Annotated in this window: 18 protein-coding genes; 4 read left to right on the forward strand and 14 right to left on the reverse strand. The window is 36.4% G+C overall.

Going from position 1 to position 23,253, the window contains the following annotated elements; genetic code table 11:
• From G7051_RS00875 to G7051_RS00885, 3 genes are all read left to right on the forward strand, one after another.
• Complete coding sequence (locus G7051_RS00875) at positions 1 to 702, forward strand: hypothetical protein (RefSeq protein ID WP_166197801.1); 702 nt, start codon at positions 1 to 3, stop codon at positions 700 to 702.
• A 68-nt stretch (positions 703 to 770) separates the two neighbouring features.
• Complete coding sequence (locus G7051_RS00880) at positions 771 to 1,955, forward strand: porin (protein WP_166197803.1); 1,185 nt, start codon at positions 771 to 773, stop codon at positions 1,953 to 1,955.
• A gap of 38 nt (positions 1,956 to 1,993) precedes the next feature.
• Entirely contained in the window at positions 1,994 to 2,881 is an 888-nt protein-coding gene (locus G7051_RS00885) for an urea transporter (protein WP_166197805.1), read from the forward strand.
• Positions 2,882 to 2,939: 58 nt separating this feature from the next.
• On the opposite strand, the gene G7051_RS00890 is transcribed toward G7051_RS00885, so the two are convergent.
• The 14 genes from G7051_RS00890 to G7051_RS00955 all read right to left on the reverse strand — a co-directional run bounded on the left by G7051_RS00890 (position 2,940) and on the right by G7051_RS00955 (position 22,328).
• A complete protein-coding gene (locus tag G7051_RS00890) occupies positions 2,940 to 4,118 on the reverse strand; it encodes an alginate lyase family protein (protein WP_166197807.1) in 1,179 nt (392 codons plus the stop codon).
• A 157-nt stretch (positions 4,119 to 4,275) separates the two neighbouring features.
• The gene (locus G7051_RS00895; protein ID WP_166197809.1) at positions 4,276 to 7,866 is read right to left on the reverse strand and encodes a glycoside hydrolase family 2 TIM barrel-domain containing protein; all 3,591 of its coding nucleotides are present in this window, start codon (positions 7,864 to 7,866) and stop codon (positions 4,276 to 4,278) included.
• A 151-nt stretch (positions 7,867 to 8,017) separates the two neighbouring features.
• Complete coding sequence (locus G7051_RS00900; protein WP_166109634.1) at positions 8,018 to 9,004, reverse strand: acyl-ACP desaturase; 987 nt, start codon at positions 9,002 to 9,004, stop codon at positions 8,018 to 8,020.
• A gap of 377 nt (positions 9,005 to 9,381) precedes the next feature.
• A complete protein-coding gene (locus G7051_RS00905) occupies positions 9,382 to 10,116 on the reverse strand; it encodes a 1-acyl-sn-glycerol-3-phosphate acyltransferase (RefSeq protein ID WP_166197811.1) in 735 nt (244 codons plus the stop codon).
• Between the two features lie 276 nt (positions 10,117 to 10,392).
• A complete protein-coding gene (locus G7051_RS00910; protein ID WP_166109638.1) occupies positions 10,393 to 10,899 on the reverse strand; it encodes a flavodoxin in 507 nt (168 codons plus the stop codon).
• Positions 10,900 to 10,946: 47 nt separating this feature from the next.
• Positions 10,947 to 12,983 (reverse strand): thiamine pyrophosphate-dependent enzyme, encoded by a 2,037-nt coding sequence (locus G7051_RS00915; RefSeq protein ID WP_166197813.1) that lies wholly within the window; start codon positions 12,981 to 12,983, stop codon positions 10,947 to 10,949.
• A 41-nt stretch (positions 12,984 to 13,024) separates the two neighbouring features.
• Entirely contained in the window at positions 13,025 to 14,350 is a 1,326-nt protein-coding gene (locus G7051_RS00920) for a dihydrolipoamide acetyltransferase family protein (RefSeq protein ID WP_166197814.1), read from the reverse strand.
• A 184-nt stretch (positions 14,351 to 14,534) separates the two neighbouring features.
• Entirely contained in the window at positions 14,535 to 15,281 is a 747-nt protein-coding gene (locus tag G7051_RS00925; RefSeq protein WP_166109644.1) for a lipoate--protein ligase family protein, read from the reverse strand.
• 18 nt (positions 15,282 to 15,299) lie between these two features.
• A complete protein-coding gene (gene lpdA, locus G7051_RS00930) occupies positions 15,300 to 16,655 on the reverse strand; it encodes a dihydrolipoyl dehydrogenase (protein ID WP_166197816.1) in 1,356 nt (451 codons plus the stop codon).
• Positions 16,656 to 16,971: 316 nt separating this feature from the next.
• Positions 16,972 to 18,426 (reverse strand): aminomethyl-transferring glycine dehydrogenase subunit GcvPB, encoded by a 1,455-nt coding sequence (gene gcvPB / locus G7051_RS00935; RefSeq protein WP_166109648.1) that lies wholly within the window; start codon positions 18,424 to 18,426, stop codon positions 16,972 to 16,974.
• Between the two features lie 3 nt (positions 18,427 to 18,429).
• On the reverse strand, positions 18,430 to 19,767 hold the full coding sequence (gene gcvPA, locus G7051_RS00940; protein ID WP_166197818.1) for an aminomethyl-transferring glycine dehydrogenase subunit GcvPA: 1,338 nt from the start codon (positions 19,765 to 19,767) through the stop codon (positions 18,430 to 18,432).
• 56 nt (positions 19,768 to 19,823) lie between these two features.
• On the reverse strand, positions 19,824 to 20,201 hold the full coding sequence (gcvH, locus tag G7051_RS00945; RefSeq protein WP_166109654.1) for a glycine cleavage system protein GcvH: 378 nt from the start codon (positions 20,199 to 20,201) through the stop codon (positions 19,824 to 19,826).
• Positions 20,202 to 20,236: 35 nt separating this feature from the next.
• A complete protein-coding gene (gcvT, locus tag G7051_RS00950; protein ID WP_166197820.1) occupies positions 20,237 to 21,328 on the reverse strand; it encodes a glycine cleavage system aminomethyltransferase GcvT in 1,092 nt (363 codons plus the stop codon).
• Between the two features lie 19 nt (positions 21,329 to 21,347).
• A complete protein-coding gene (locus tag G7051_RS00955; RefSeq protein WP_166197821.1) occupies positions 21,348 to 22,328 on the reverse strand; it encodes a lipoate--protein ligase in 981 nt (326 codons plus the stop codon).
• A gap of 550 nt (positions 22,329 to 22,878) precedes the next feature.
• Here G7051_RS00955 and G7051_RS00960 point away from each other — a divergent pair.
• A complete protein-coding gene (locus G7051_RS00960; protein ID WP_166197823.1) occupies positions 22,879 to 23,244 on the forward strand; it encodes a hypothetical protein in 366 nt (121 codons plus the stop codon).
• Positions 23,245 to 23,253 lie beyond the last annotated feature (9 nt).

Below are 23,253 nucleotides of genomic sequence, written 5' to 3' on the forward strand. Positions count from 1 at the left end.
ATGAATGCAGAATTATTGACTCTCCTCTTAACAACCATCGCCATTAGTTTTGTACATACAGCATCGGGCCCCGATCATTATCTGCCTTTCATTGTTTTTTCGCGTGCAAAAAAATGGTCAATCTTTACTACAGCTATGTGGACAATCGCCTGTGGAATAGGACATGTGTTAAGTTCCGTACTTATCGGACTTATTGGTTTAGTACTAGGCTGGCAGTTGTCAAAATTAGATTGGTTTCAGGGTGTCAGAGGGAATATAGCAGCCTGGGGATTTTTTATTTTAGGAGCAGTATATCTTTTATGGGGACTATACAAAGCATATACAAACAAGCCTCACAAACACTTCGATGTATATAGTGGCGAAGATATTTATGTGTATTCGCATAGACACGGCGAAACAACATATCCGCAAAACAGAGTTAAAGTTACTCCATGGATTCTGCTCGCTATTTTTGTAATGGGCCCAAGCGAACCTATTATCCCTCTTCTTTTCTACTCGGGAGTGACCCGTTCGGTTACCGAAATATTATTAATCATTGGCACTTTTACGCTTACAACTGTATTCACTATGCTAAGTATCGTTTTATTAGGATACTACGGTTATTCGATGCTAAAAACAAATGTACTCGAACGTTATTCGTATGCAATTGGAGGTGGAGTTGTTACAATTTGTGGTGCCGGAATGTTGTTCTGGAACTGGTAATTTAAACTCTTAGCATTTTACAAATAATATACTTTTAGGACTGATTACAAACATTAATACAAGATTTTATGAAAAAGATTATTTTAATACTTCTCAGTGTCCTATTGTGCAACTACACATTTGCTCAGGATACAAATTCGGAGTTTGATCCCGGTGACACCCCGAATCAACCTCTTATTTCTTTGAATAAGGGAAAATACTTTAAGAATGTAAATATGATCGCAAATATGCGGTTTGCATTGAATAGTAATTTCACCAATAGCAATTTTGAAAATTCTAAATTTCAAATGAACGAGTTTCGCCTGGAGATATCGGGAAAAGTTACAGATAAAATTGGTTTTACATTTAGAGACAGATACTCTAATAACTCCAGTGATCCAAATACAACAGACGGATTGAAACACTCTATTGATTTGGCTAATGTTAGCTACGACGTATCTCCCAACTTCTCACTTACTGCAGGTAAGATGCTATCGGAATGGGGTAGTTATGAGTTATTCTTGAATCCGGTCTATATGTATACTTACAATGATATGGTACAATATGGAGACTTTTTCTTATCAGGTGTGAAAGCCAGTTGGGATGTTGTTCCCGACCAGAGCCTAACCGTTCAAATTGTAAATTCCAACAGCCGCTCATTCGAATGGCGTTATGGAGATACTCCCGGAGTTGAGGCTGCCAGAGCTCCTTTAGGAGGAACTTTTAACTGGAAAGGTAACTTTGCCGACAGCAAGTTCAGTACAATGTGGAGTTATAGTATATATAACTTAGCAAAAAATCAACATTGGAATCTACTAGCATTAGGTAACCAACTTAAGTTACCAAACTTAACGCTGCAATATGATTTCAAATACAGTACCGAAGATTTAGATAATACGGGAGTTGTAAGTAATATACTAGGATATAATTTTGCCCACAGAGCGCAAGATGTAAAATATATGGAACATTGGGTGAGAGCCGAATATTTCTTCGCTCCAAGATGGAGTACTACGATTATGGGTATGACAAATTCCAATTATTGGGATGGAAACCCTGATAACAGCCCCGATAAAACCGATCGCATCAGAACTCAATGGGGTTTTACTGCAGCTCTTGAATACCACGTATATAAGCCCTATAATGTAAAACTTTTTGCAGCCTATGTAGGGCGTTATAACAATTTCACTGATTATGCTCAAAACCATCTTAACCAATCGAATTATAATACCGGACAAATACTTATCGGAATTATAAGCCCACTTGTTTTATTCTAGTAATAAATATTCGAATCTCACCTTTAATAAACACAACAATGAAAACTGATAAAGTATATTTCTGGGATCCCTACCTTAAAGGTATAGGACAAATTATGCTACAAAATAATGCGCTTACCGGTTTACTATTTCTTATCGGTATTCTTATAAACTCGCCTTTAATGGCGGTTGCGGCAGTAGTTGCTGTTTTAGTAGGAACATTAACTGCTAAAGTTCTAAAATTTAATGAAGATAATATCAACTCGGGGCTTTATGGCTTTAATGCTACACTTGTGGGAGTCGCACTCATTGCATTTTTTGAACCAACCATAACTATTTGGATTTCAATTATTGTATTATCTGCTGTAAGTACACTCATCATGAACTTCTGTCTGGAGAAGAAAATTCCGGTATTTACCTTTCCTTTTATAGTTCTAACCTGGATATCATTATACGTATTCCATAGTGTAGCACCTATCCCTGATGCTGCTCCTGACTATCTAGAAGAGCTTATTCATTACCATCCATTCTCTCTTCTCGACTATGGTCTAGGGTTTGGTGAAGTTATTTTTCAAGGCAGTCTTATATCCGGAGTAATATTCTTTATTGCTGTATATATGAGTTCTCCTACTGCTGCATTATATGGATTATTTGGTGCTTTATTTGGAGTTATAGTAGCCATTTTACTAAAAGATCGTATCGAAGACGTAAAACTGGGGATGTTTAGTTTCAATGCAGTATTATGTGCAATAGTATTCTCAGGACCAAAGAAAATTAACGGACTCTATGTCGTTATTGCCGTCCTGCTATCGGGTATAACCGAAGAAATTATGCTACGTCTCGACTTGCCTGTACTTACTTTTCCATTTGTAATGGGTACTTGGCTAACTCTGGTTATTAGAGACGTATTAGTAAAAAGATTTTATCCTTCTACCAATATAGAATAAGTATCTTCTCAACATTCGGAGAAACAGACTACACCACTTCAAAATGTAGTCTGTTTTTTTATTTAAGCCAAATCAGAGGATTTCTTACAGGAAGATTCCTCTCTACTTCTTCAACAGCAGGGCTGTGGTCTAAAGATTTCCACAAATCAAAATAAGTTTCGTCATTATAAGCTTTTGCCGCAAACAACAATGATGGCTGTGCTACCGGCCAATTATCCCAATACATCACATCCTGAGGATAAGTCCAGCTAGTTTTGTCTTTGATATATGGATACATAAAATCAATCCCCTTTTTCATATTTACCCCTTCAGAAGTAGTGTATTCCCATAAATTGTCATCGGACGTAGATAATATTTGACATATAGTCGTCATTACATCCAAATTGAACAAGGAATATCCGTAAGGCTTTGTTCGGGCTATTTCCTGTGGAAAACTTCCATCTTCCGCCATTTGTTGTGGTAGTAATATATTCTTATATCGGATTCTACAGAGGTCTAGTTTATCTTTATCCTCGGTCAATTTAGCAAAAGCAGCCAATTGCATTACCCAACAAGCCCCATGATTATTTTGTGCATTCATCTCATCAATACCATTCTCATGCGTAGTCATCCAATTTGTATATTCCGAAAACCAGTTTTTGATTGCTCTGAGATTTTCTTTATCTACACAAGCAGCATTCTCCATACAGATAATACCTTGTGCAACTTCCATCAAATGAATAGTATCTATAATTCCAATTCCTCTTCCGGTGGTAACTCCCTTAATGGCTTGTGCATACAATAAATTAGGATTCATTCGAGTTAAAGAATCGGTAAACCATGCATTTATGTGCACAAAAGCTTGTTTTACATACTTTTCGTCTCCTGTCACTAAATAGGCAGAGGCCAAAGCTCCTACTATCTTATTGAAACGAATCATTGCCAATCGGTGAGCCACAAAGTTATCGGGGTTAGTCTGTCCATCTTTCCGAATATAGGGACCATCGGGATCTTCAGAATTAGGCCACCAATAATCGCCTTCGGAATAAAAATCATGTATACCTCCTGCACTCCTGTCACATCTAAAATCTGTGATTGTTTGAGGATTCTCAGACATTGCCCATTCTGCATTCTTTAAAATGTCATGATGAAGTATCACCTCTGTTTTATTCGCCCAGTCGATAGTATTTGAACAAGATAAAAAAGCTAAAGATGAGACACATACAAATAACAATTCTATATAGTATTTTACTTTCATTATTCTAATATTGAGCATTGTAAACTATGTATTTCTACTTACGACCTCACTGCACAAAAACTATTTTGAATCAGTCTGATTTTACAGATATTACCGATTCACCTTTATTTTTGACCAGCTTTCTTTTAACACCATCATTATTGAGCCTGCACTTTATTTATTTTACGGCTTGTATTCTAAAAGAATAACCAATATTGGCATTAGCAGGAATCATATATTCTGACAATGGAAGAGGTCCGCAACTGGCATTACCCAACCCTTGCTGAATAGCATCCAGACTCAAATAAATTTCGGGCTTGCGTAGCTCATCCAATTTAAAATCATGTACTGCATCCCATAGTGTTTGATCTGTAAAATGCAAAGCTGCAAAACCAAGTTTGTCTTTTGAGGATATCTTTAAACCTTGCTTGTTCTGATTAGTTATCTCAACCCATCTGATATCTTCGCGGTTGCCCATACTTTGCGAACGTACATAGTGCTCTGCTTCCATTCCTTTAACTGTTGTAGCATATTCGCCTATAAAAGCAGCATGTTTCCTGTCCGAATAATTTTCATGAGGTCCATGTCCATAATAACGGATATTCTCCATACCCGAAGGTAAAACTATTTGCAAACCTAATCGGCGAACGATAGAACCCATTGAAGCCGAATTAAAAGAGGCATCTACGTCGATTGTTCCATCAGAATAAACAGTATACTTTATAAGATAAGGTATTTTTACCGGTTTTTCACTGGCAATAGTGGCAACAGTACTAGCTATAATCGTTACTGATTTTTTATCATTAGCTACCTGATAACTAAATATCGATTTATCATTGGTTGTTGAATGATAGCTCTGATCAGTATATTTATCGTTATTTACACTTCGATACCAATTCAAATTAAATCCTTTCCCACTATAGATCATTTCTTGTCCATTATATTGCAAAGAAGTCATGCTTCCCTGAGTTATATCAAAGACAGTTTTAAATCCAGTACCATTAATATTTAGATTATTCCCCTGTTCTGTAACCGCTATCTCCGGCATGGAAGAAACATCTATATTCGACAAGGGCTGACGGTCATTCAGAGCAAACTGCTCACTTGCAACAATATGTCCAGACTTACCCCAACTAGTTTCATTTTTAAGACTGAAATATATATTCAGAAAATATTCGCTGCCTGCCTCTAGATTTTTATTGTACGGAAATGTAATTACAGTCTTCTGATTGGGAGAAAGATCTAGAGATTCAATCATACCTGATTCGGATTTCACTCCATCTTTAATCACCTCCCAAGTAATATTAAAATCACTCAAATTGGTAAAGTCATATTTATTCTCAATCTCAATTTTGCCACTAACCAAAGACAGTGGTCTGAACTTAACATACTGATATATCTTTTTCACCTCTAACAATTTGGCTGTAACTCTACGGTCGGGGGTTGTAAGACCATTACAGACAAAATCAAAATCATTGGGTTTATCACCAAAATCACCTCCAAGGTAATACTGGCTTTGAGGTTTTCCGGGCATATTAATACCTTGATCTACCCAATCCCAGATACATCCGCCAATCATACGTTGCGATTTATTTTCGATATAATCCCAATATTTAGCCAAATTACCAACTGCATTTCCCATCGCATGAGCATATTCACACAAAAAATAAGGCTTATCTGATGTTTGCTGATCAAATGCGGCCATTCGCTCCAATGAAGGATACATATGTGAATCAATATCAGCCGATTCGTTTCGCCCTTCATAATGTACTATACGGGATGGATCAAGAGTTCGTGTTAATTTACATACTTCATCAAAATTTTTACCATTTCCGCCTTCATTACCCATTGACCAAAAGATAACAGATGGATGATTTTTATCGCGATGAATCATACGCTCTACACGATCTTTAAATGCAGGCAACCAACTAGGCATATCACTGATCGAATGATTTCCGTGATTTTCCAGATCAGCTTCATCTATAACATACAGCCCATAGTAGTCAAACATCGCATACATACGCGGATCATTCGGATAATGGCTGGTACGAATAGTATTCAGGTTGTGTTGTTTCATCAAGACTATATCCTGCATCATAGATTCAATAGGTACGGCTTTTCCATATTGAGGATGGATATCGTGCCTGTTCACTCCTTTGAAGAAAACCTGCTCATTATTTACATACACACGTTTGTTCTTTATCTCTATTTTTCTGAATCCGAATTTAGAAGACATTGCTTCCAAAACTTTTCCACTATCATCTTTCAATGTTACGATAGCAGTATATAAATTGGGTTTCTCAGCCGACCATAAAGCCGGATTATCGACCTTTGTCTGTAAATCGTAATTTAGCTCTTGCCCATTCTTCAATGCTCCAATAACCTGAGTGAGATTAGCCACTTCCTTACTTGAACCATCTAATAAAGAAATATTCATTGTGGTAGCCTGCGAAGCTTTTTGATCATAATTTTTCACCGATGCTTTTACCCTAAAAATTGCTGAACTATAATCGTCCCCTACAAATTCTGATAAAAGAAAGTAATCACGCACATGTACTTTAGGAGTAGCATATACAAATACACTTCTGTGGATTCCACTCAGACGAAACATATCCTGATCTTCGATATAACTACCATCTGTCCATCGGTATACCTCTGCCGCAATTGTATTGTCGCCAACTTTTACATAATCGGTAATATTAAATTCGGCAACATTATTTGCACCCTGACTATACCCTACTTTTTTACCATTAATCCATACATAAAGCCCACTATACACACCATCAAAGTGTAGGAAAATCTCTTTTCCATCCCAATCCGAAGGGATTGAGAAATTACGGCGATACGAGCCTACGGGATTAACTTCCGTTTCATTTGTATATCCTCTTTGAGGTTGAATAAATGGAGGATTATTTTTGTGAGGATAAGTTATATTTGTATAAATAGGAGTTCCATACCCATGCATTTCCCAATTAGAGGGTACAGGAATTTCTTTCCAAGAAGATACATCATAATTCATTTTATAAAAATCCGCAGGACGTTCCGATGGCTGTTTCACCCAATTAAACTTCCAATTACCGTTCAATGATTGATAGAACGATGACGAAGGTTCCAACCAAGGCTGGTCAAAGCTTTTATCAGCTTTCAAACTTTCTACGGATGGAAAAGGAACATAAGTCACATGCCCCGGTTCTTTATTGATAGCAAAAATGGTTTCATTTTCCCAGTCATTTTTACTCCGTTTTACTTTTATCTCTTTTGGAGCTTTGAGACTTGTCGGAACCAACCTCCATAACTGAGATGAGCTTGGTAGCTGATATATCTTTGATCCCTCGACATCCTCTCCTGTAAAAGCTAAAGTCATTCCACTATTTTTGTGCGTAACAGCATAAGCCCCCGTACCTGTTACAGTAAATTTCCATTGCTGATTTTCATTCGAATTGCTTGCATCCCATTGTACAACAGCATTGCCATTTCCTGAAGTAACATTATCGTTATCAATATTCTTGTTTATAAAAGGATTAGTTATTGTATAATAACCATTTTCGAGTTTGGTAATTTTCCAAACCTGTCCCTCATTTCCTTTTTTATCTTTAGACAAGTACAACTGAGCACTATTAGTCAGAGTACCCGTATTATCTAATACCAAGCCGGAAGGACTCACTAATTTATACAGCACATCAGAATTTATTTGCTGAGAAGATAGGTTAACACTCAAAAAGAATAAACTGAGGAAAAATAAGATAAACTTAGAAGATTGTCTTTGCATGTTATTTTAGAATTATTTCGGTTATAATCTTTTAAAGATAACAGTTATTATTATTTTTAGAATAAGAGTTGCAGCCGAAAATAGGAATTATTCTAAAATAAAAAAGGGAACCTCTTTACAAAGCTCCCCTATTATACTAATAATGAATATTTTACTTCACAGCAGGCTGTACCCATTTAAATATGTAAGAATCAACAGGAACGACCAGTCGCTCTGAGATTTTGGCCATACGAGCAGGTAATTTCATTAGAAAATCACGAGCACGTTCTGCCTCATCTGTCAATCCTGATATTTTATCAATTTGCCATTTGTCTATCAGCTTCTGCATAATGTCTACATAATCGCTGGCAGTATAAACCCCCATGCGTTGTGCTGCATTAGAAAACTGCTCAAATGCCGTACTTATTTTTTGACCTGATTCTCTCAAAAAGTGAGCAGGCATAACTATTTTTTGTTTCATCATATATTGAAAAGCAAGCATCATTTCACTTGGATCAACTTCAAATATACTTTTTACAAACTCGCTGTATGCATAGTGATGCCTCATCTCATCGCTGGCAATACGCTTACACATTCGCGATAATTTGTCGTCTCCGACTTTTTTAGCCAGCTCTGCTACTCGGTTATGCGATATAAAAGTCGCTAATTCCTGAAAGCTGGTATATACAAAGTTTTTATACGGATCACGTCCTGTACCTATATCAAAGCCATCACTTATCAGGTGTTGAGTAGTTATCTCAACTTCTTTCATATTTACCCTGCCCGACAGGTATAAATATTTATTTAATAAGTCTCCATGACGATTCTCTTCACTAGTCCATTGCCTGATCCATTTTGACCAGCCATTGCGCTCTACATTATCAATACCATCTACCTCCATTAACCACGATTCGTACGTGGGTAAAGCCTCTTCGGTAATGGTATCTCCAACCAATACTACCCAAAAGTCATAAGGTAAATCTTTCGCCAACTCACGTAGCTCCGTAACTTCATCAAAGAAAGTTTCCTTTTGTGAATTGGGTAGATAATCTGTCGGCTGCCAGATTTTTTCAATTGGTATTAAATATTGATCGATAAAAGTATCGACATTTTTTTCCAAGAAGCGCATAACTTCGAGGCGAATATTTTTTATAGACATTATAATATATATTAGAAATGAATCTTATTTATTAAAAACTTCCTATTTTCAGATCTAATAAATAAATTGTAAAAAAGGAAGATTTAGAGTAAAGTTAAGATTATTTCCAAATTACCATAATGAGTACTCATCCCGAGAAAAAAATTAGATAAGCTTACGAAAAAAATTAGAAATGACGAACAAAGATTCAATATAAAATAAAATGAAAGAATGGGTCTTAATACAGTTGGTTTCCAAGACTTAATTTAAGATTACGCTATAAAAGGAATTGATTGATAATAAATATATGCGGTAGCAATACCTTTTTCACTTTATGAAACACCTATATCTAAGACTCATATATTTTATCTATATCACGGAAAGCAAAAGTATAAAAACTACAAAGTAATTGCTTCAACAACTTCTTTTTCAACCCTTTCGAAGGCTTCCGAAAATGGAATACCTTTCACTGCGAAAGGCTCATGAATTGTAAACGTCAGTCTATTCCCTAACCCCATTGGGAAAGAACCCCATTTCGTCATTTTCCATGAATTATTAATGGTTACAGGTACAATATATGCTGAGGGTGCGTATTTACAAAGTATTTTCAACCCATTTTCGGCAAAGGGACCCGGCTGACCATTTTTACTCCTTGTTCCTTCGGGGAAAATAACAGCCGTACGCTTTGTAGTTTCGATATAATCCGCCATTTTTTTGATTGCCGATAATGATTGTTTTGCATCTTTTCGATCAATCAGTACCGAACCTCCATGATTCAGGTTATAAGATATACTGGGAATGCCTTTTCCTAATTCTATTTTACTTATAAACTTAGGATGCACTTTTCTCATAAACCACAAAATTCCTGAAATATCGTATAAACTCTGATGATTAGCTGCTATAATAATAGGTACCCCCTGTGGTAGACGTTCCAAATTTTCGACTTTATATGTTGTTCCTAGGATATACGTATTGAGCGTTAAAAAGAAATTTAAAATATCCACACTCTTCTTATGAGCATCGTAACCAAACCAATTAAAACATATCCACTGAATAGGATGAAAGATTAATAATGTCAATAAAAAAAGCAGATAATAAATAACTGAAAGTGGGTATGATATTAGTTTTTGCATAATTTACAAGTTCAATGATATTCAAAATTAGCAAAAAAAATGTTAATTAAAAATATAAAAATATTTAAGATTCGGCTATAATAAATGATCAAAATCTCTCTAAAATATCATCTATATAAAATCCTGATAATATTTATCTGAAAACCAGAAGTAAGTGACGGTTTGCTGTTTCCCCTCTTGCTACTATTGACATCACAACACAAAAAACATTCAGAGCAACCAATGGTTACTCTGAATGTTTTAATTTAAATTCTATTGAAGTATAACTATCTTTATTTAGCTGAACTCTTTCTTTAATTGAGCAACCCAGTCAGAAATCCGTTTATCCGTTTTATCTGCTTGAGTATCTATATCAATAGCTAATCCGAGGAACTTATCATCTCTCAGAGCTTTCGATTTTTCGAAAGTATAGCCTTCGGTAGAAGTAAGACCTACAATAGTAGCTCCTCCTGCTTCGAATGTTTCAGCCAAAAGCCCGATTCCATCCACAAAATTCTCAGGATAATCAACTTGATTTCCCAGACCGAAAATGGCTACTTTTTTACCTTTCAATTTTAAATCATCCAGATCTGGAAGAATTTCATCCCAATATGTCGGCAATTCACCATCAAACCAGGTAGATGTTCCCAGAATAATATTATCATAGCCTTCGAAGTCTTTTCTCCAAGCTTCTTCAATAGCTACAACTCCCATTGTAGTATCTGCGAATGCAGCTTGTATCTTCTTAGCTATCTCTGCTGTTTTTACAGTACTAGTACCATAAAATAAACCTATCTTTTTCATTAGACGCACACGTTTATAGTTAGTATTCTATTTCAGTTTTTCTTTTATCAAAACTCCAATAATTCTTTAGCTGCTGCATAAATACGATCGGTGTTGGGAAGTATTGCTTTCTCCAATATCGGATTGAATCCTACAGGAGTAAATGTTGATCCCACGCGTTGAACAGGAGCATCTAAATAACGATATAGTTCGGTTCCGATAGATGCTGCTATTTCTGCACCAAATCCTGAAAAGACTTTATCTTCGTGTACAACCAATACCTTACCTGTTTTCTTTACAGATTCGGCAATTGTTTCTTTATCAAGAGGTATAAGTGAACGAAGATCTATCACTTCCACCGAATAATTATTATCTTTTACCAAACGTTCGGCAGCGTCCAAGCAAAGATGAGTCGTATTACCATAAGTAATGATGGTAATATCGCTACCCTCAAGACGAATACGTGCTTTTCCGAAAGGTACTTCGAAATCGTCCGGAACTACTGTCGAAGACTCTACTGCATTATAAAGTGCCTTAGGTTCGAAGAACAAAGTAAAGCCTTCCGATCTTAGACTTGTACGCAACAATCCTGCTGCATCATCTGCAAAAGATGGATATACAATACGTGCTCCGGGCAGAGTAGTCAATGCACCTTCCAAGTTTTGAGAGTGGTAAAGACCTCCTCCAATATAACCGCCGGCAGCTAAACGTACCGTGATATTCGGAGAGAACTGTCCGTTGGTTCTCCAATACTCGTGAGTACATTCTACGTATTGGTCGATAGCCGGCCAGAAGTAATCGGCAAACTCAGCACCTTCTACCACAACTCGAATATCTTTTCTAAAACGGCTCATACCGTTTGCAGTACCCATTATATAATCTTCGGCAATAGGAGCATTGAAAACTCGTCCTTCACCAAATTCGGGTTGCATACCTTTAGATACGTTGAATACCCCACCCTTTTCTTTGTTTGCAATATCTTGTCCCCAAAGGAAAGTATTGGGATTCAATCTGAATTCAGCTTTCAACGTTTCGTTAATAGCAGTAACCAGATTCTTTACTTCTCCGGTTTCATTATGTGTTCCATCCACATATTTTACAGGATGATACGGTTCCGGCAAAACAAAATCAAAAATGGTTGCAGGGTCGGGATCGGGAGCAGCGATTGCCTTTTTATTAGCTTGGCTTAATTCCTTTTTAGCATCTGCCTCTATTTGTTTCAATTCATCTTCTGTAAAACGTTTGTAACGCAACAGCATACGACGAAATTTCAATAGTGGATCGGCTTCTTTTACATACGCCAACTCATGCTCATCTCTGTACAATGTTTGTTTGTCAGAGTTTGAGTGTGATCCCATACGCACACAATTAGCCTGTACAATAACAGGATTACTTGTAGTTATAGCATATTCACGGGCAGCAGTCATCGCATTCATCGAATCGAATACATCTTTTCCGTTACAGTGAATAATTTTCAAATTTTTAAAACCTACAAAGTTATCTGCTACTTTACGATTAGCAGTTTGTTCATGCTTAGGCACAGATATACCGTAACCATTATCCTGAATAACAAATATTACAGGTAAACGCTCGGTACTAGCTCCATTAATAGCTTCGTATACATACCCTTCGGATGTAGATGCCTCTCCGTGTGAAGTATAGGCAACACCTTTGTGTTTATAGTAAACCATAGCACGAGCAACTCCAACTGCATGAAGGTCATGCGAACCTGTTGCTGACGAAACGTTTTCTATATTCCACTCGGGTTTAGCAAAGTGATTCGACATATGTCGACCGCCACTAGCCACATCTGTAGCTTTAGATATACCATTCAGAATTATTTCTTCGGCAGTCATTCCTGCTGCCAATACTGAAAGCATATCTCGGTAATATGGAAACATAAAATCTTCGCCTTTCACAAATACCTGCCCCATAGCCAGCTGAATACCATCGTGCCCTGCATAGGGTGCATGGTATGACCAGCCTAATGATTGAAGCAAATATGCGGGAGCTTTATTATCAATAGCACGTCCTAGTGTCATCAGATAAAACCATTTATGGAGGGTGTCTTTATCTGTGGTTTTTATATCAAATAATTTTTTCATTATATATTTTTTTTCGGTTGCAGAATTGTTTTTTCAACAAATCATGCTTCCCAATTTTCTAAATAATCGGCAATACGTTTTACGAAATTTCCTCCTAATGTACCATTAATCACACGGTGATCGTATGAAAGCGATAAGTACATTTTATGACGGATAGCAATTACATCTCCATCAGGAGTTTCAATAACTGAAGGCTTCTTCTCGATAATACCAACTCCTAAAATAGCAACTTCAGGTTGATTTATAATAGGCGTTCCGATAATATTCTTGAACGAACCAAAATTGGTAATAGTAAATGTTCCACCTTGGATGTCATCACCCGAAAGTTTGTTATTACGAGCTTTAAGAGCCAAAGCATCTATGCTTGTAGCCAATCCTGTAATATTCATCTTATCAGCATCTTTAATTACCGGAACAATCAGGTTACCATCAGGCAACGATACTGCAATACCAATATTTATACGTTTTTTCTCAATTATATTATAGCCGTCTACAGATGAATTGATTCTTGGGAAATCAATCAATGCTTTAGCTGTAGCTTCTGTTATGGCAGGAAGATAAGTTAAGCTTATACCCTCACGTTTTTGGAAAGCATCTTTGTTTTTAGCACGCCATTTCACCAGTTTAGTAACATCTACTTCTATAATAGTAGTTACATGTGGAGATGTTTTCACTGATTCTACCATACGATCGGCAACTATTTTACCAACAAAATCCATTGGTATTACTTTATCGCCTTCTGCTACCGGAATAGCTGGTTTGGGGGCAGGTGCAGCAGCTGCGGCAGGTGCACTTTGCTGTGTTGCAGCAGTTGCAGCGGGTTTAGATGCTCCCGGAGTTGGAACAACTCCATTTTTGGTTTGGTCAATATATTTTGTAATATCTTTTTTGCTCAAACGACCTTCATAGCCTGTTCCGGCAATTTTATCAAGTTCGTCTTGAGATATTTTAGCCTCTTTCGCCAGTTGAGTTACAACAGGTGAATACCATCGGCCTTCTTCCTTGCTTTGTTTTTTAGTTGGTGCTGCTACTTCGGGAGCCGGAGCTACGGCTTCTTTTTTCTCTGGTTGAGCTTGAGCCTCTTGTGCTTTAGGTGCTTCTGCTGCTGAATCTCCTGCATCTTCACCCTCTAGTTCAACTTTCGCAACAACTGTTCCTACGGGTACAGTGTCACCTTCTTTAAAAAGAATTTCTAAAATTTTACCGGCTACAGGCGAAGGAATCTCTGCACTTACTTTAGCCGTATTTACCTCAAAAAGGACATCATCTTCTTCTATGGTGTCTCCTACTTTTACAGACCAAGAGATGATAATTCCCTCAGTAATACTTTCGCCCAATTTGGGCATTTTTATTTCAAATGTTGGCATAACTATTAATTTAAGAACTCATACTTACTAAGGATCACTTATGTATGGTGTAATATTTAACAATATAACGCATTTCTAGTATAGAATGTTGACATCTGGACATAGCAAAATGAACACAACAATGACACTCCACGGTAACACTCTATCTATATGCAACTTACAAAAGACAAATCAGCATTAGAACTTATCTATCAGAAGGCTCATTGAAATTCCATATGGGAGTGGCATATTTCTCATCCTTTAATACTGATATGGCAGCTATATCTAATTCGCTGAACTTGTACTGCTTATTTCCCGGATTACTATCTATAAAATCATTCAGTATTAATGCTTTTAAATCCTCTATCGCTAAAGGATTAGATATATGCTGACTGATATTAGTAACCGGACTTTTTACTGATCTTACATAAATCTTTGATTGTAGATTTTGACTATTTTCAGAATAATCATGCCCACTTTCCAATGAAGTTGTAAGATATTCCAGATTAGAAGAATAGAGTAATGTAGCATGATACATTACCCTATTCTTATGTATAGATTGAGCACTTCCCGAAATTTTGAGTCCGTCGATGTTTAATCCGCGGCGCTTATCTGCTTGTGCATTAACTCCCATTCTGGACAGAATATCTAATGTCAGATTGGTATATTTATCAAAGTCAAGAGTATTGTTGCGTTCAATAAAGGTCACATTGATATTACCCAGATCGTGGTATACGGCACCACCACCCGAATATCGGCGGACAACTTTAATATGTTTATCACGCACAAAATCAATATTTACTTCCGCCCATACATCTTGATGTTTTCCAAGAATAATAGACGGCTCATTTTGATATACCATAAAGACATCTTCTGTAAAATTCTTCAGTAGATATTCTTCTGCTGCAATATTAAAATAAGCATCAGTACATGTGTTGTTAATACAAAGCATAAGATCGTTTTCTCAGGTTCAGGATTTGGCAAATAAAGTTTCACGGATAATTTCGCTCACTGTTGGGTGAGGGAATACTATCTTTTGGAATTCTTCAACGGTATAACCTTTTTCGATAGCTACCGTTGCCAGAACAATAAGTTCTGATGCGGGGTTACCCAATATGTGACATCCTATTATCTGATCGTCTCCGTTTACGATAAGTTTACATAATCCGCTACCTCCTTCATTTTCGGCTAGAAAACGCCCTGAGTAAGCCATCGGCAATTTTAGAACACTATAAGGTATTCCTGCTGCTTTAAGCTCTTCTTCGGTTTTTCCTGCTCCAGCCAATTCGGGATTAGTATATACTACTCCGGGAACAGCTTTGTAACTCATTACATCGTCAATACCCAGGATATGATTAATTGCAACTTCACCTTCACGGATAGCCGTATGAGCTAACATCGAATAGCCTGTTATATCACCGGAAGCATATACACGTGGGTGAGAAGTCTGCATATATTCGTTTACTTTTACTCCATTTCTCAGAAGTTCGACTTTAAGACTTTCTAAACCTACGTTTGTGATATTGGCTTTTCGTCCTACACTTACTAATATTTTATCAGTCTTTACTTTTTGTGTTTTACCATCTTTTTCGATAGTAACTTCGGTAGCTGAAACTTCAATAACTTTGGTATTCAGATAAAATTCAATTCCTCTTTTTGCATAGTCTTTTCTAAGCATAGCAGAAGTCTCTTTATCCATAACACCAAGTATTTCGGGCATCATTTCGATAACACTCACTTTTACACCCATGCTATTGAAGAAGGATGCAAACTCGATACCGATAACACCTCCACCGATAATGGCTAGAGAGGCAGGAAGTTCTTTTATCTCAAGAGCTTCTTTTGATGTCCAATAGCTAATTTCAGATAATCCTTTGATTGGAGGAATTACTGTTTCGGAACCTGTACAAACCAAAAGGTACTTCACCGAGTAGGTTTGTCCTGCGGATGTAATCTGAATGTGTCCATTCGCTTCGCCTTGTATTAGTGCTTCACCTTCTACGATAGCGACTCCCGCTCCGGTTAATTTCATTTTAACACCTGCGGTCAGTTGTTTTACAACTTTGTCTTTACGACCAATAACTTTACCCAGATCGAAACCTGAGTTACCTTCAACGGAAATTCCGTATTTAGATGCACCTTTAATATTATCTAAGATTTTTGCCGAATACAGTAATGTTTTCGTAGGGATACATCCCTCATTAAGACAAACTCCTCCTAGAGCTTTCTTTTCAAACAAGACGGTTTTTAATCCTCCTGCAACGGCTTTCTCAGCAGCATTATATCCTGCCGGTCCTCCTCCAATAATAGCAATATCGTATTCCATAATAAATTTGAGATATAGTTAACAATAAAAGAACATATATCTATTATTGTTATAAAATGTTATATAAACTAGTTTATGCTGAGCAAGATAGAAATAAATATCACACAGCACCTAGTAATAAACAATAATAGAAATATTTAGTTCTTAATTAAGGTAAGTATTTGAGTTGTGTTACTCTCTTTGAGATGATTATAAGCTAGTAAAAATGGTTAATGACTTATAGAAATTATCAATATAAATAACAATATAGTCATTAACCATCAATAAGAGTTAAGGTCTGAAACCTTTTTATTGTTTCGGTAAAGTAAGTATAACCTTAAAGCAAATCCTTATAAATAAGCATTGGCTTTTTAGCTGCTGTAGTCTCATCTAATCTCCTGACTGGAGTTGTATAAGGAGCATTCTTCACCATTTCGGGATCTTCTTTTGCTTCGACAGCTACCTTCTTCATTACTTCAATAAATGAATCGAGTGTATCCAATGATTCTGTTTCTGTTGGCTCAATCATTATAGATTGAGAAAACAACAACGGGAAGTAAACGGTTGGTGCATGAAAACCATAATCGAGCAATCGTTTGGCAATATCCAAAGTAGTTACTCCTGTCGATTTATCAAGCAAACCATCGAAGACAAATTCGTGTTTGCAAATTCCCTCAATCGGTAAATAATAATGTTGCTTCAAAGACTCTTTGATGTAATTTGCATTTAAGGTTGCCAATGGTCCTACATTTTTTAGATTGTCTTTTCCTAATGAAAGGATATAAGTATATGCTCTTATATACACCGAAAAGTTACCTAGAAAACCAGATATACTGCCCAAAGAATCATCACCATTATCTATATAATACCGATCTCCGTCTTTCTTCACACGTGGATTGGGCAAATAATCAACCAATGCTTTAGTCACCCCAACAGGACCGCTTCCGGGCCCTCCTCCACCGTGAGGGGTAGAGAATGTTTTGTGCAGATTGATATGCATTATATCGAATCCCATATCTCCGGGACGGCATTTACCTAACAATGGATTAAGGTTTGCTCCATCATAATAGAGTAATCCTCCAGCTTCGTGAACCAGATTAGCTATTTCAAGAATCTCAGTTTCGAAAATACCTAAGGTATTAGGATTTGTCATCATAATTCCGGCAATGGTATCATCTAACAAAGGTTTCAAATCCTCAGCACTGATAGTTCCCTTTTCGTTTGAATGCACTTCTACAATATCAAAGCCACATACTGCTGCACTTGCGGGATTAGTACCATGAGCACTATCGGGTACAATTACTTTGGTACGCTTCAGATCACCCCTTTTCTGATGATACTGACGCATTATCATTAAGCCGATCAATTCGCCATGCGATCCGGCATAAGGGTTTAATGTATATTCTGCCAATCCCGATATTTCGGATAATGATTGTGCCAATTTATAATAAACCTCTAAAGCTCCTTGCACCGTTTCATCGGATTGAAGCGGATGTAGAGACGAGAAAGCAGGCAATCCGGCTATTTCATCATTCATCTTCGGATTGTATTTCATTGTACACGAGCCTAGAGGATAGAATCCTGTTTCGACACCAAAATTCTTGTTCGACACATTTGTATAATGACGTACTACATCCAATTCGCTCACCTCAGGCAATTGTGCTTTTTCTTCTCTTAATAAAGATGATGGAAGATCATCAACCGAATATTTACTCAATTGGTTCTCAGGCAGTGTATAACCGTGACGTCCTTCTTTCGAGATTTCAAATATCAATTTATCGTAATATTTCATAACTCACACCTCCTTTATTAGTGTAACCAAGTGATCTATTTCTTCTTTGCTCCGTTTCTCCGTTACGCAGAAAAGCAGACAATCATCCATTCCCGATTTATATTTACCAAGTTGAATACCTCCCATTATATTATTATCAAGTAATTTCTTACTCAATTTTTCAATATTTAAAGAGGTTCTTACAGCAAATTCTTTTAGAAATGGTTTATCAAATACTGAAGTAAATTTACCCGTCGCCAACAATTGATCGTACAGATAATGTGCACCGCTATATGATAATTTGTTTACATCACGAAGACCTTCTTTACCCATCAACGACATATAAATAGTTACATATAATGCCATTAACGATTGATTGGAGCATATATTACTGTTCGCTTTTTCTCGGCGAATGTGTTGTTCACGAGCTTGTAATGTCAATACAAAAGCACGTTTTCCATCCACATCGGTAGTTGCACCTGCTATACGTCCGGGTAATTTACGTACCAAATCTTTCTTAGTAGAAAGGAAACCGATATAAGATCCGCCAAAGTTAAGAGGCATTCCTAATGATTGCCCATCGCCACAGGCAATGTCAGCCCCCCATTCTCCGGGAGATTTTAACACAGCCAAAGATGATGGATCGACATTCATTATCAGGAGTGCTTTTGCTGCATGTACAGCCTCGCTATATCCTGTATAATCTTCGATAATACCATAGTAGTTAGGACTGCTTACAATAACACCTGCCACATTACCCGAAGCTAATTTGCTTTCGAGATCAGCTTTATCAGTAAGTCCATTATTTTCCGCAATTTCTTCAACATTAATCCCCTTGTATTTTGCGTATGTTTTTACAACTTTCAAAACATTGGGATTAACCGTCTGCGAAATAAGTACCGTATTTTTCTTTTTAGCATTGGCTACTGCCATAAACATAGCTTCGGCTGTGGCGGTTGTTCCGTCGTACATCGAAGCATTGGTGCATTCCATACCCGTAAGTTCGCATATCATACTTTGGTATTCAAAGATATATTGCAACGTACCCTGAGCTATCTCCGGTTGGTAAGGAGTGTAAGCCGTCAAAAATTCAGAACGAGATATTAGTGGAGTAATTACAGAAGGTGCGTAATGATCGTATGCTCCTGCCCCCGCAAAAACGGTAAGCTTTTTATTCTTTTGTCCGAGTTTTTCGAAGTACTTTCTTATTTCGATTTCGGATAAGGAAGATGGAAGATCATATTCTTTTTTTAAAACAACACTTTGGGGAACCTCGGCAAACAGATCGTCTATCGAATTTACCGAGACCCTTTTAAGCATTTGTTCTATATCAGCTTCTGTATGGGGAAAATATTTATACATAGCTTGAAGATTTTAAGGTCTAAGACCTTTTATTATTTTAATTAAGAAGAACAGCCTTAATCGCAGATTTCAGCATACGCTTTGCTATCCATCAGGCTCTTTAATTCAGCAGCATCTGACAGTTTTACTTTCAGCATCCAGCTGTCAAAAGCATTTTTATTGATCAACTCAGGTTCATCCGTAAGTTTCTCGTTTACTTCAACAATTTCGCCGCTTACCGGAGATAATAAATCGCTGGCAGCTTTTACACTCTCAACGGCACCAAACTCTTCTCCTTGTTTTATTTCATCACCTACTTCGGGAATGTCTACATATACAATATTACCAAGTTGATGTTGTGCAAAATCGGTAATACCAATATAAGCATATTCTCCTTCGACTTTCACCCACTCATGTGAATCTGTATACAACAGACCTTCGATAACTTTACTCATAACTTTATGTTTTTATATTAATATTATATGATGACTTATTTTTTATAATGTTTTTCGTAAAAACGCTTTTTCACAACATGTCCTTTAAATTCCTTTTTGCGGATACGAACATCTACTTCTGTATCAAGAGTCGCATATTCACTATCAATCAAGGCAAGGCATACACTCTTTCCTGTCGAAATAGAATTATAGCCTGTAGTTACATAGCCAATTTTTTGACCGTTAACCTCTACATCATAACCATTACGGGGTATTGCTTTATCAACTAATTCAATACCTACTATTTTACGTTTCACACCTTCGGCTTTTTGCTTGGCAATGGCGTCTTTACCTATAAATTCTTCTTTATCGAATTTTACAAAAACTCCTAAACCCGCCTCGAGAGGGGTAATATCATGATCAAGTTCATGCCCATACAAAGGAAGTCCCACCTCGAAACGAAGTGTATCACGACATCCCAATCCACAGGGTAGTACTTCTTTCGATTGAACGAGCAGATCCCATGCTTTGTTTATAAATTTATGACTTCCATATAACTCAAAGCCATCTTCTCCGGTGTATCCTGTTCGTGAAACTATTATCGTCTCACCCTCATATTGAAGTTCTTTGAATGTATAAAATTCAAGATCGTTTACCTCTATGCCTATATATTTTTCTATTGCTTCAAATGCCTTAGTACCTTGTACTGCTACCTCACCATAATAATCGGACTGATTGATAATCTCAACATTATAACCTTTGCTATTTTCGACCATCCAATCGTAATCCTTGGCGATATTGGCAGCATTAACAACAAGAAAGAACTCCTTATCGCCTTTTTTATACACCAACAAATCGTCTACAACACCTCCTGTCGGATAAAGCATCATTCCATAGAAAATTTTGCCGATGGCTCCGCCCGAAATATTATTGGTGAAAATATGATTAATGTATTTCTCGCTGTCTTCACCCTTGATAAGTATTTCTCCCATGTGAGAGACATCAAATATTCCGGCTGCATTACGAACAGCATTGTGCTCTTCAACAATCGAAGTATATTCTATGGGCATATCAAATCCGCCGAAAGGCATCATTTTAGCACCTAAAGCAAGATGTTTGTCGTGTAAGCAGGTTTTAAGTGTTTCCATATTTATATTGGATTTATGTTTATTCTGTGTCTTCTTTAAACAATATGTCAATAAAATGGTTCTTATCGAGATTGAAAATATAGTCTTCGAGTTTTATATCTTCTAATAATTGTGTTATAAATTGTTTTTCATAAGGTTTATTTATCAGCAGCTTAAATATACTACCAATATCGCCAACCAAAAAATAATCTCCAACAATATTGATATCTTTAATTATATTATTCTTTATTTCTAAACGAACCTCTATATCGCCGGCAGTACTATAGTCTTTTTTAATTAAGGTATAACGTGGGTTATTTCCAAAAATAAATTCTTCGCTTAAGTACTCTTTTTCGATTTCCTCAATTTTAGCAATTTCATCCTGCGAGAGTGTATATTCTTTATCACAAAGATGAGTTCTCACGAAAGTTTTAAAAGTCTCGATATCAACATCAAAATGCTCGGATAGATTAGTTACTCGTTTTCGTACCGATTCGATACCTTTCGATATCAGTTTCTGATTATTGGGAGTTATCGACAAAACCAACTTCTCCAGATCAGTGTTAAATAACATTGTACCATGCACTATACTTTTTCCGGCTGCCCGATAGAATGCATTCCCTGAAACTTTCTTTTCATCTACTGTAATATCATTTCGCCCCGATGCAATAGCATTGATTCCCAATTGCTGCAAGGTATGAGCTACCCTTTGCAAATATTTATGAAATGTAAAGCTGACATTAAAATCAGTCGTGATATATGAAAACATTATATTACTGAAATCGGCGTACACACATCCACCACCCGATTTGCGGCGATAGGTTTCAATACCATTTGCTTTGACATATTCGAGATTTACTTCATTCTCCATCAATTGGTTTCTCCCGAAGATAACAGTGGGATTTACCTGCCACATAAAAAAGCACTCTTCTTCATTAAGAAATCGTGCTACGTATTCTTCCATCGATAAATAAAAAGAAAGCCTTCTTATTTTGTCTTCCGGTAAAGCTATATATATCATATTATAAGATCTGAAACTTGTAAATTATTCCTAAATTCTAAATTTACATAAAGTTTTTATATATCCTCTTTTTAAAAGAATGCTATAGGGCATTTTATGAAATTAATCGTTACTCCATCCTTTTTATTGATTTTTAATGACAACTTATAAATACAAATAAACAAGCTTAAATTAGAACAAAAAGACAGATTTAGATTTCGAAATGGTTATATTCTTCAGAGAATCTTTCTCCTAAATCATTTAATATAAGAAAAATATCAATGTGTATATAAATCTAAACATTCTTAATTTGTCAAAGCAACACATCGGTTGTATATATTTGAATTTCTTTAATTATCTTTGTTTATCAATCAAATCTATATTTCATTTGTTATAATAATTGGCATCGCTGGTCTACTTATTTTTTATAAAGATTCAGAGATGGGACATAACAGATATAGTTTATAATTGAATTGTTGTATTATAAGAAGTTGCATCAATTAGTTGTTTGATATATATCTTTTTGAGAAGTTTTTCGAAAAGATTTAATTAGATTCTGAATTCATCCATTATGGAAAAAAGATATTGGTATGTCATTTTAGGGCTTATTGTTTTTGAACTATTTGCCCTAAAGATAGAGGCTCAGCAGGTAGTTATCGGATCTACTAATACGAGTCAGACAGGTGCACTACTTGCCTTAAAAAGTGAATCGAACGGTACTGCCAAACAAGGGATATTATATCCACGCGTTGCCTTACAATCGTTAACCGAATTAGAACCATGTGTTGCAAATGCAACTGATATTGATAAAAATAACCATATAGGACTATTGGTATATAATGTAGCAGAAGTAGGATTGGATATTCAAAAAGGTACATATCTATGGATCGGTAAACGATGGGTTCCTTTGTCTATCATATCAGAGGATAGTAATTAATACAACAAG

This window comes from Dysgonomonas sp. HDW5B, from assembly GCF_011299335.1.
GTDB lineage: Bacteria > Bacteroidota > Bacteroidia > Bacteroidales > Dysgonomonadaceae > Dysgonomonas_A.

Excerpts from the sequence above, each read along its gene's own strand:
- G7051_RS00875 (WP_166197801.1), top strand. The coding sequence starts at position 1 with ATGAATGCAGAATTATTGACTCTCCTCTTAACAACCATCGCCATTAGT.
- G7051_RS00880 (WP_166197803.1), top strand. The coding sequence starts at position 771 with ATGAAAAAGATTATTTTAATACTTCTCAGTGTCCTATTGTGCAACTAC.
- G7051_RS00885 (WP_166197805.1), top strand. The coding sequence starts at position 1,994 with ATGAAAACTGATAAAGTATATTTCTGGGATCCCTACCTTAAAGGTATA.
- G7051_RS00890 (WP_166197807.1), bottom strand. The coding sequence starts at position 4,118 with ATGAAAGTAAAATACTATATAGAATTGTTATTTGTATGTGTCTCATCT.
- G7051_RS00895 (WP_166197809.1), bottom strand. The coding sequence starts at position 7,866 with ATGCAAAGACAATCTTCTAAGTTTATCTTATTTTTCCTCAGTTTATTC.
- G7051_RS00900 (WP_166109634.1), bottom strand. The coding sequence starts at position 9,004 with ATGTCTATAAAAAATATTCGCCTCGAAGTTATGCGCTTCTTGGAAAAA.
- G7051_RS00905 (WP_166197811.1), bottom strand. The coding sequence starts at position 10,116 with ATGCAAAAACTAATATCATACCCACTTTCAGTTATTTATTATCTGCTT.
- G7051_RS00910 (WP_166109638.1), bottom strand. The coding sequence starts at position 10,899 with ATGAAAAAGATAGGTTTATTTTATGGTACTAGTACTGTAAAAACAGCA.
- G7051_RS00915 (WP_166197813.1), bottom strand. The coding sequence starts at position 12,983 with ATGAAAAAATTATTTGATATAAAAACCACAGATAAAGACACCCTCCAT.
- G7051_RS00920 (WP_166197814.1), bottom strand. The coding sequence starts at position 14,350 with ATGCCAACATTTGAAATAAAAATGCCCAAATTGGGCGAAAGTATTACT.
- G7051_RS00925 (WP_166109644.1), bottom strand. The coding sequence starts at position 15,281 with ATGCTTTGTATTAACAACACATGTACTGATGCTTATTTTAATATTGCA.
- lpdA (WP_166197816.1), bottom strand. The coding sequence starts at position 16,655 with ATGGAATACGATATTGCTATTATTGGAGGAGGACCGGCAGGATATAAT.
- gcvPB (WP_166109648.1), bottom strand. The coding sequence starts at position 18,426 with ATGAAATATTACGATAAATTGATATTTGAAATCTCGAAAGAAGGACGT.
- gcvPA (WP_166197818.1), bottom strand. The coding sequence starts at position 19,767 with ATGTATAAATATTTTCCCCATACAGAAGCTGATATAGAACAAATGCTT.
- gcvH (WP_166109654.1), bottom strand. The coding sequence starts at position 20,201 with ATGAGTAAAGTTATCGAAGGTCTGTTGTATACAGATTCACATGAGTGG.
- gcvT (WP_166197820.1), bottom strand. The coding sequence starts at position 21,328 with ATGGAAACACTTAAAACCTGCTTACACGACAAACATCTTGCTTTAGGT.
- G7051_RS00955 (WP_166197821.1), bottom strand. The coding sequence starts at position 22,328 with ATGATATATATAGCTTTACCGGAAGACAAAATAAGAAGGCTTTCTTTT.
- G7051_RS00960 (WP_166197823.1), top strand. The coding sequence starts at position 22,879 with ATGGAAAAAAGATATTGGTATGTCATTTTAGGGCTTATTGTTTTTGAA.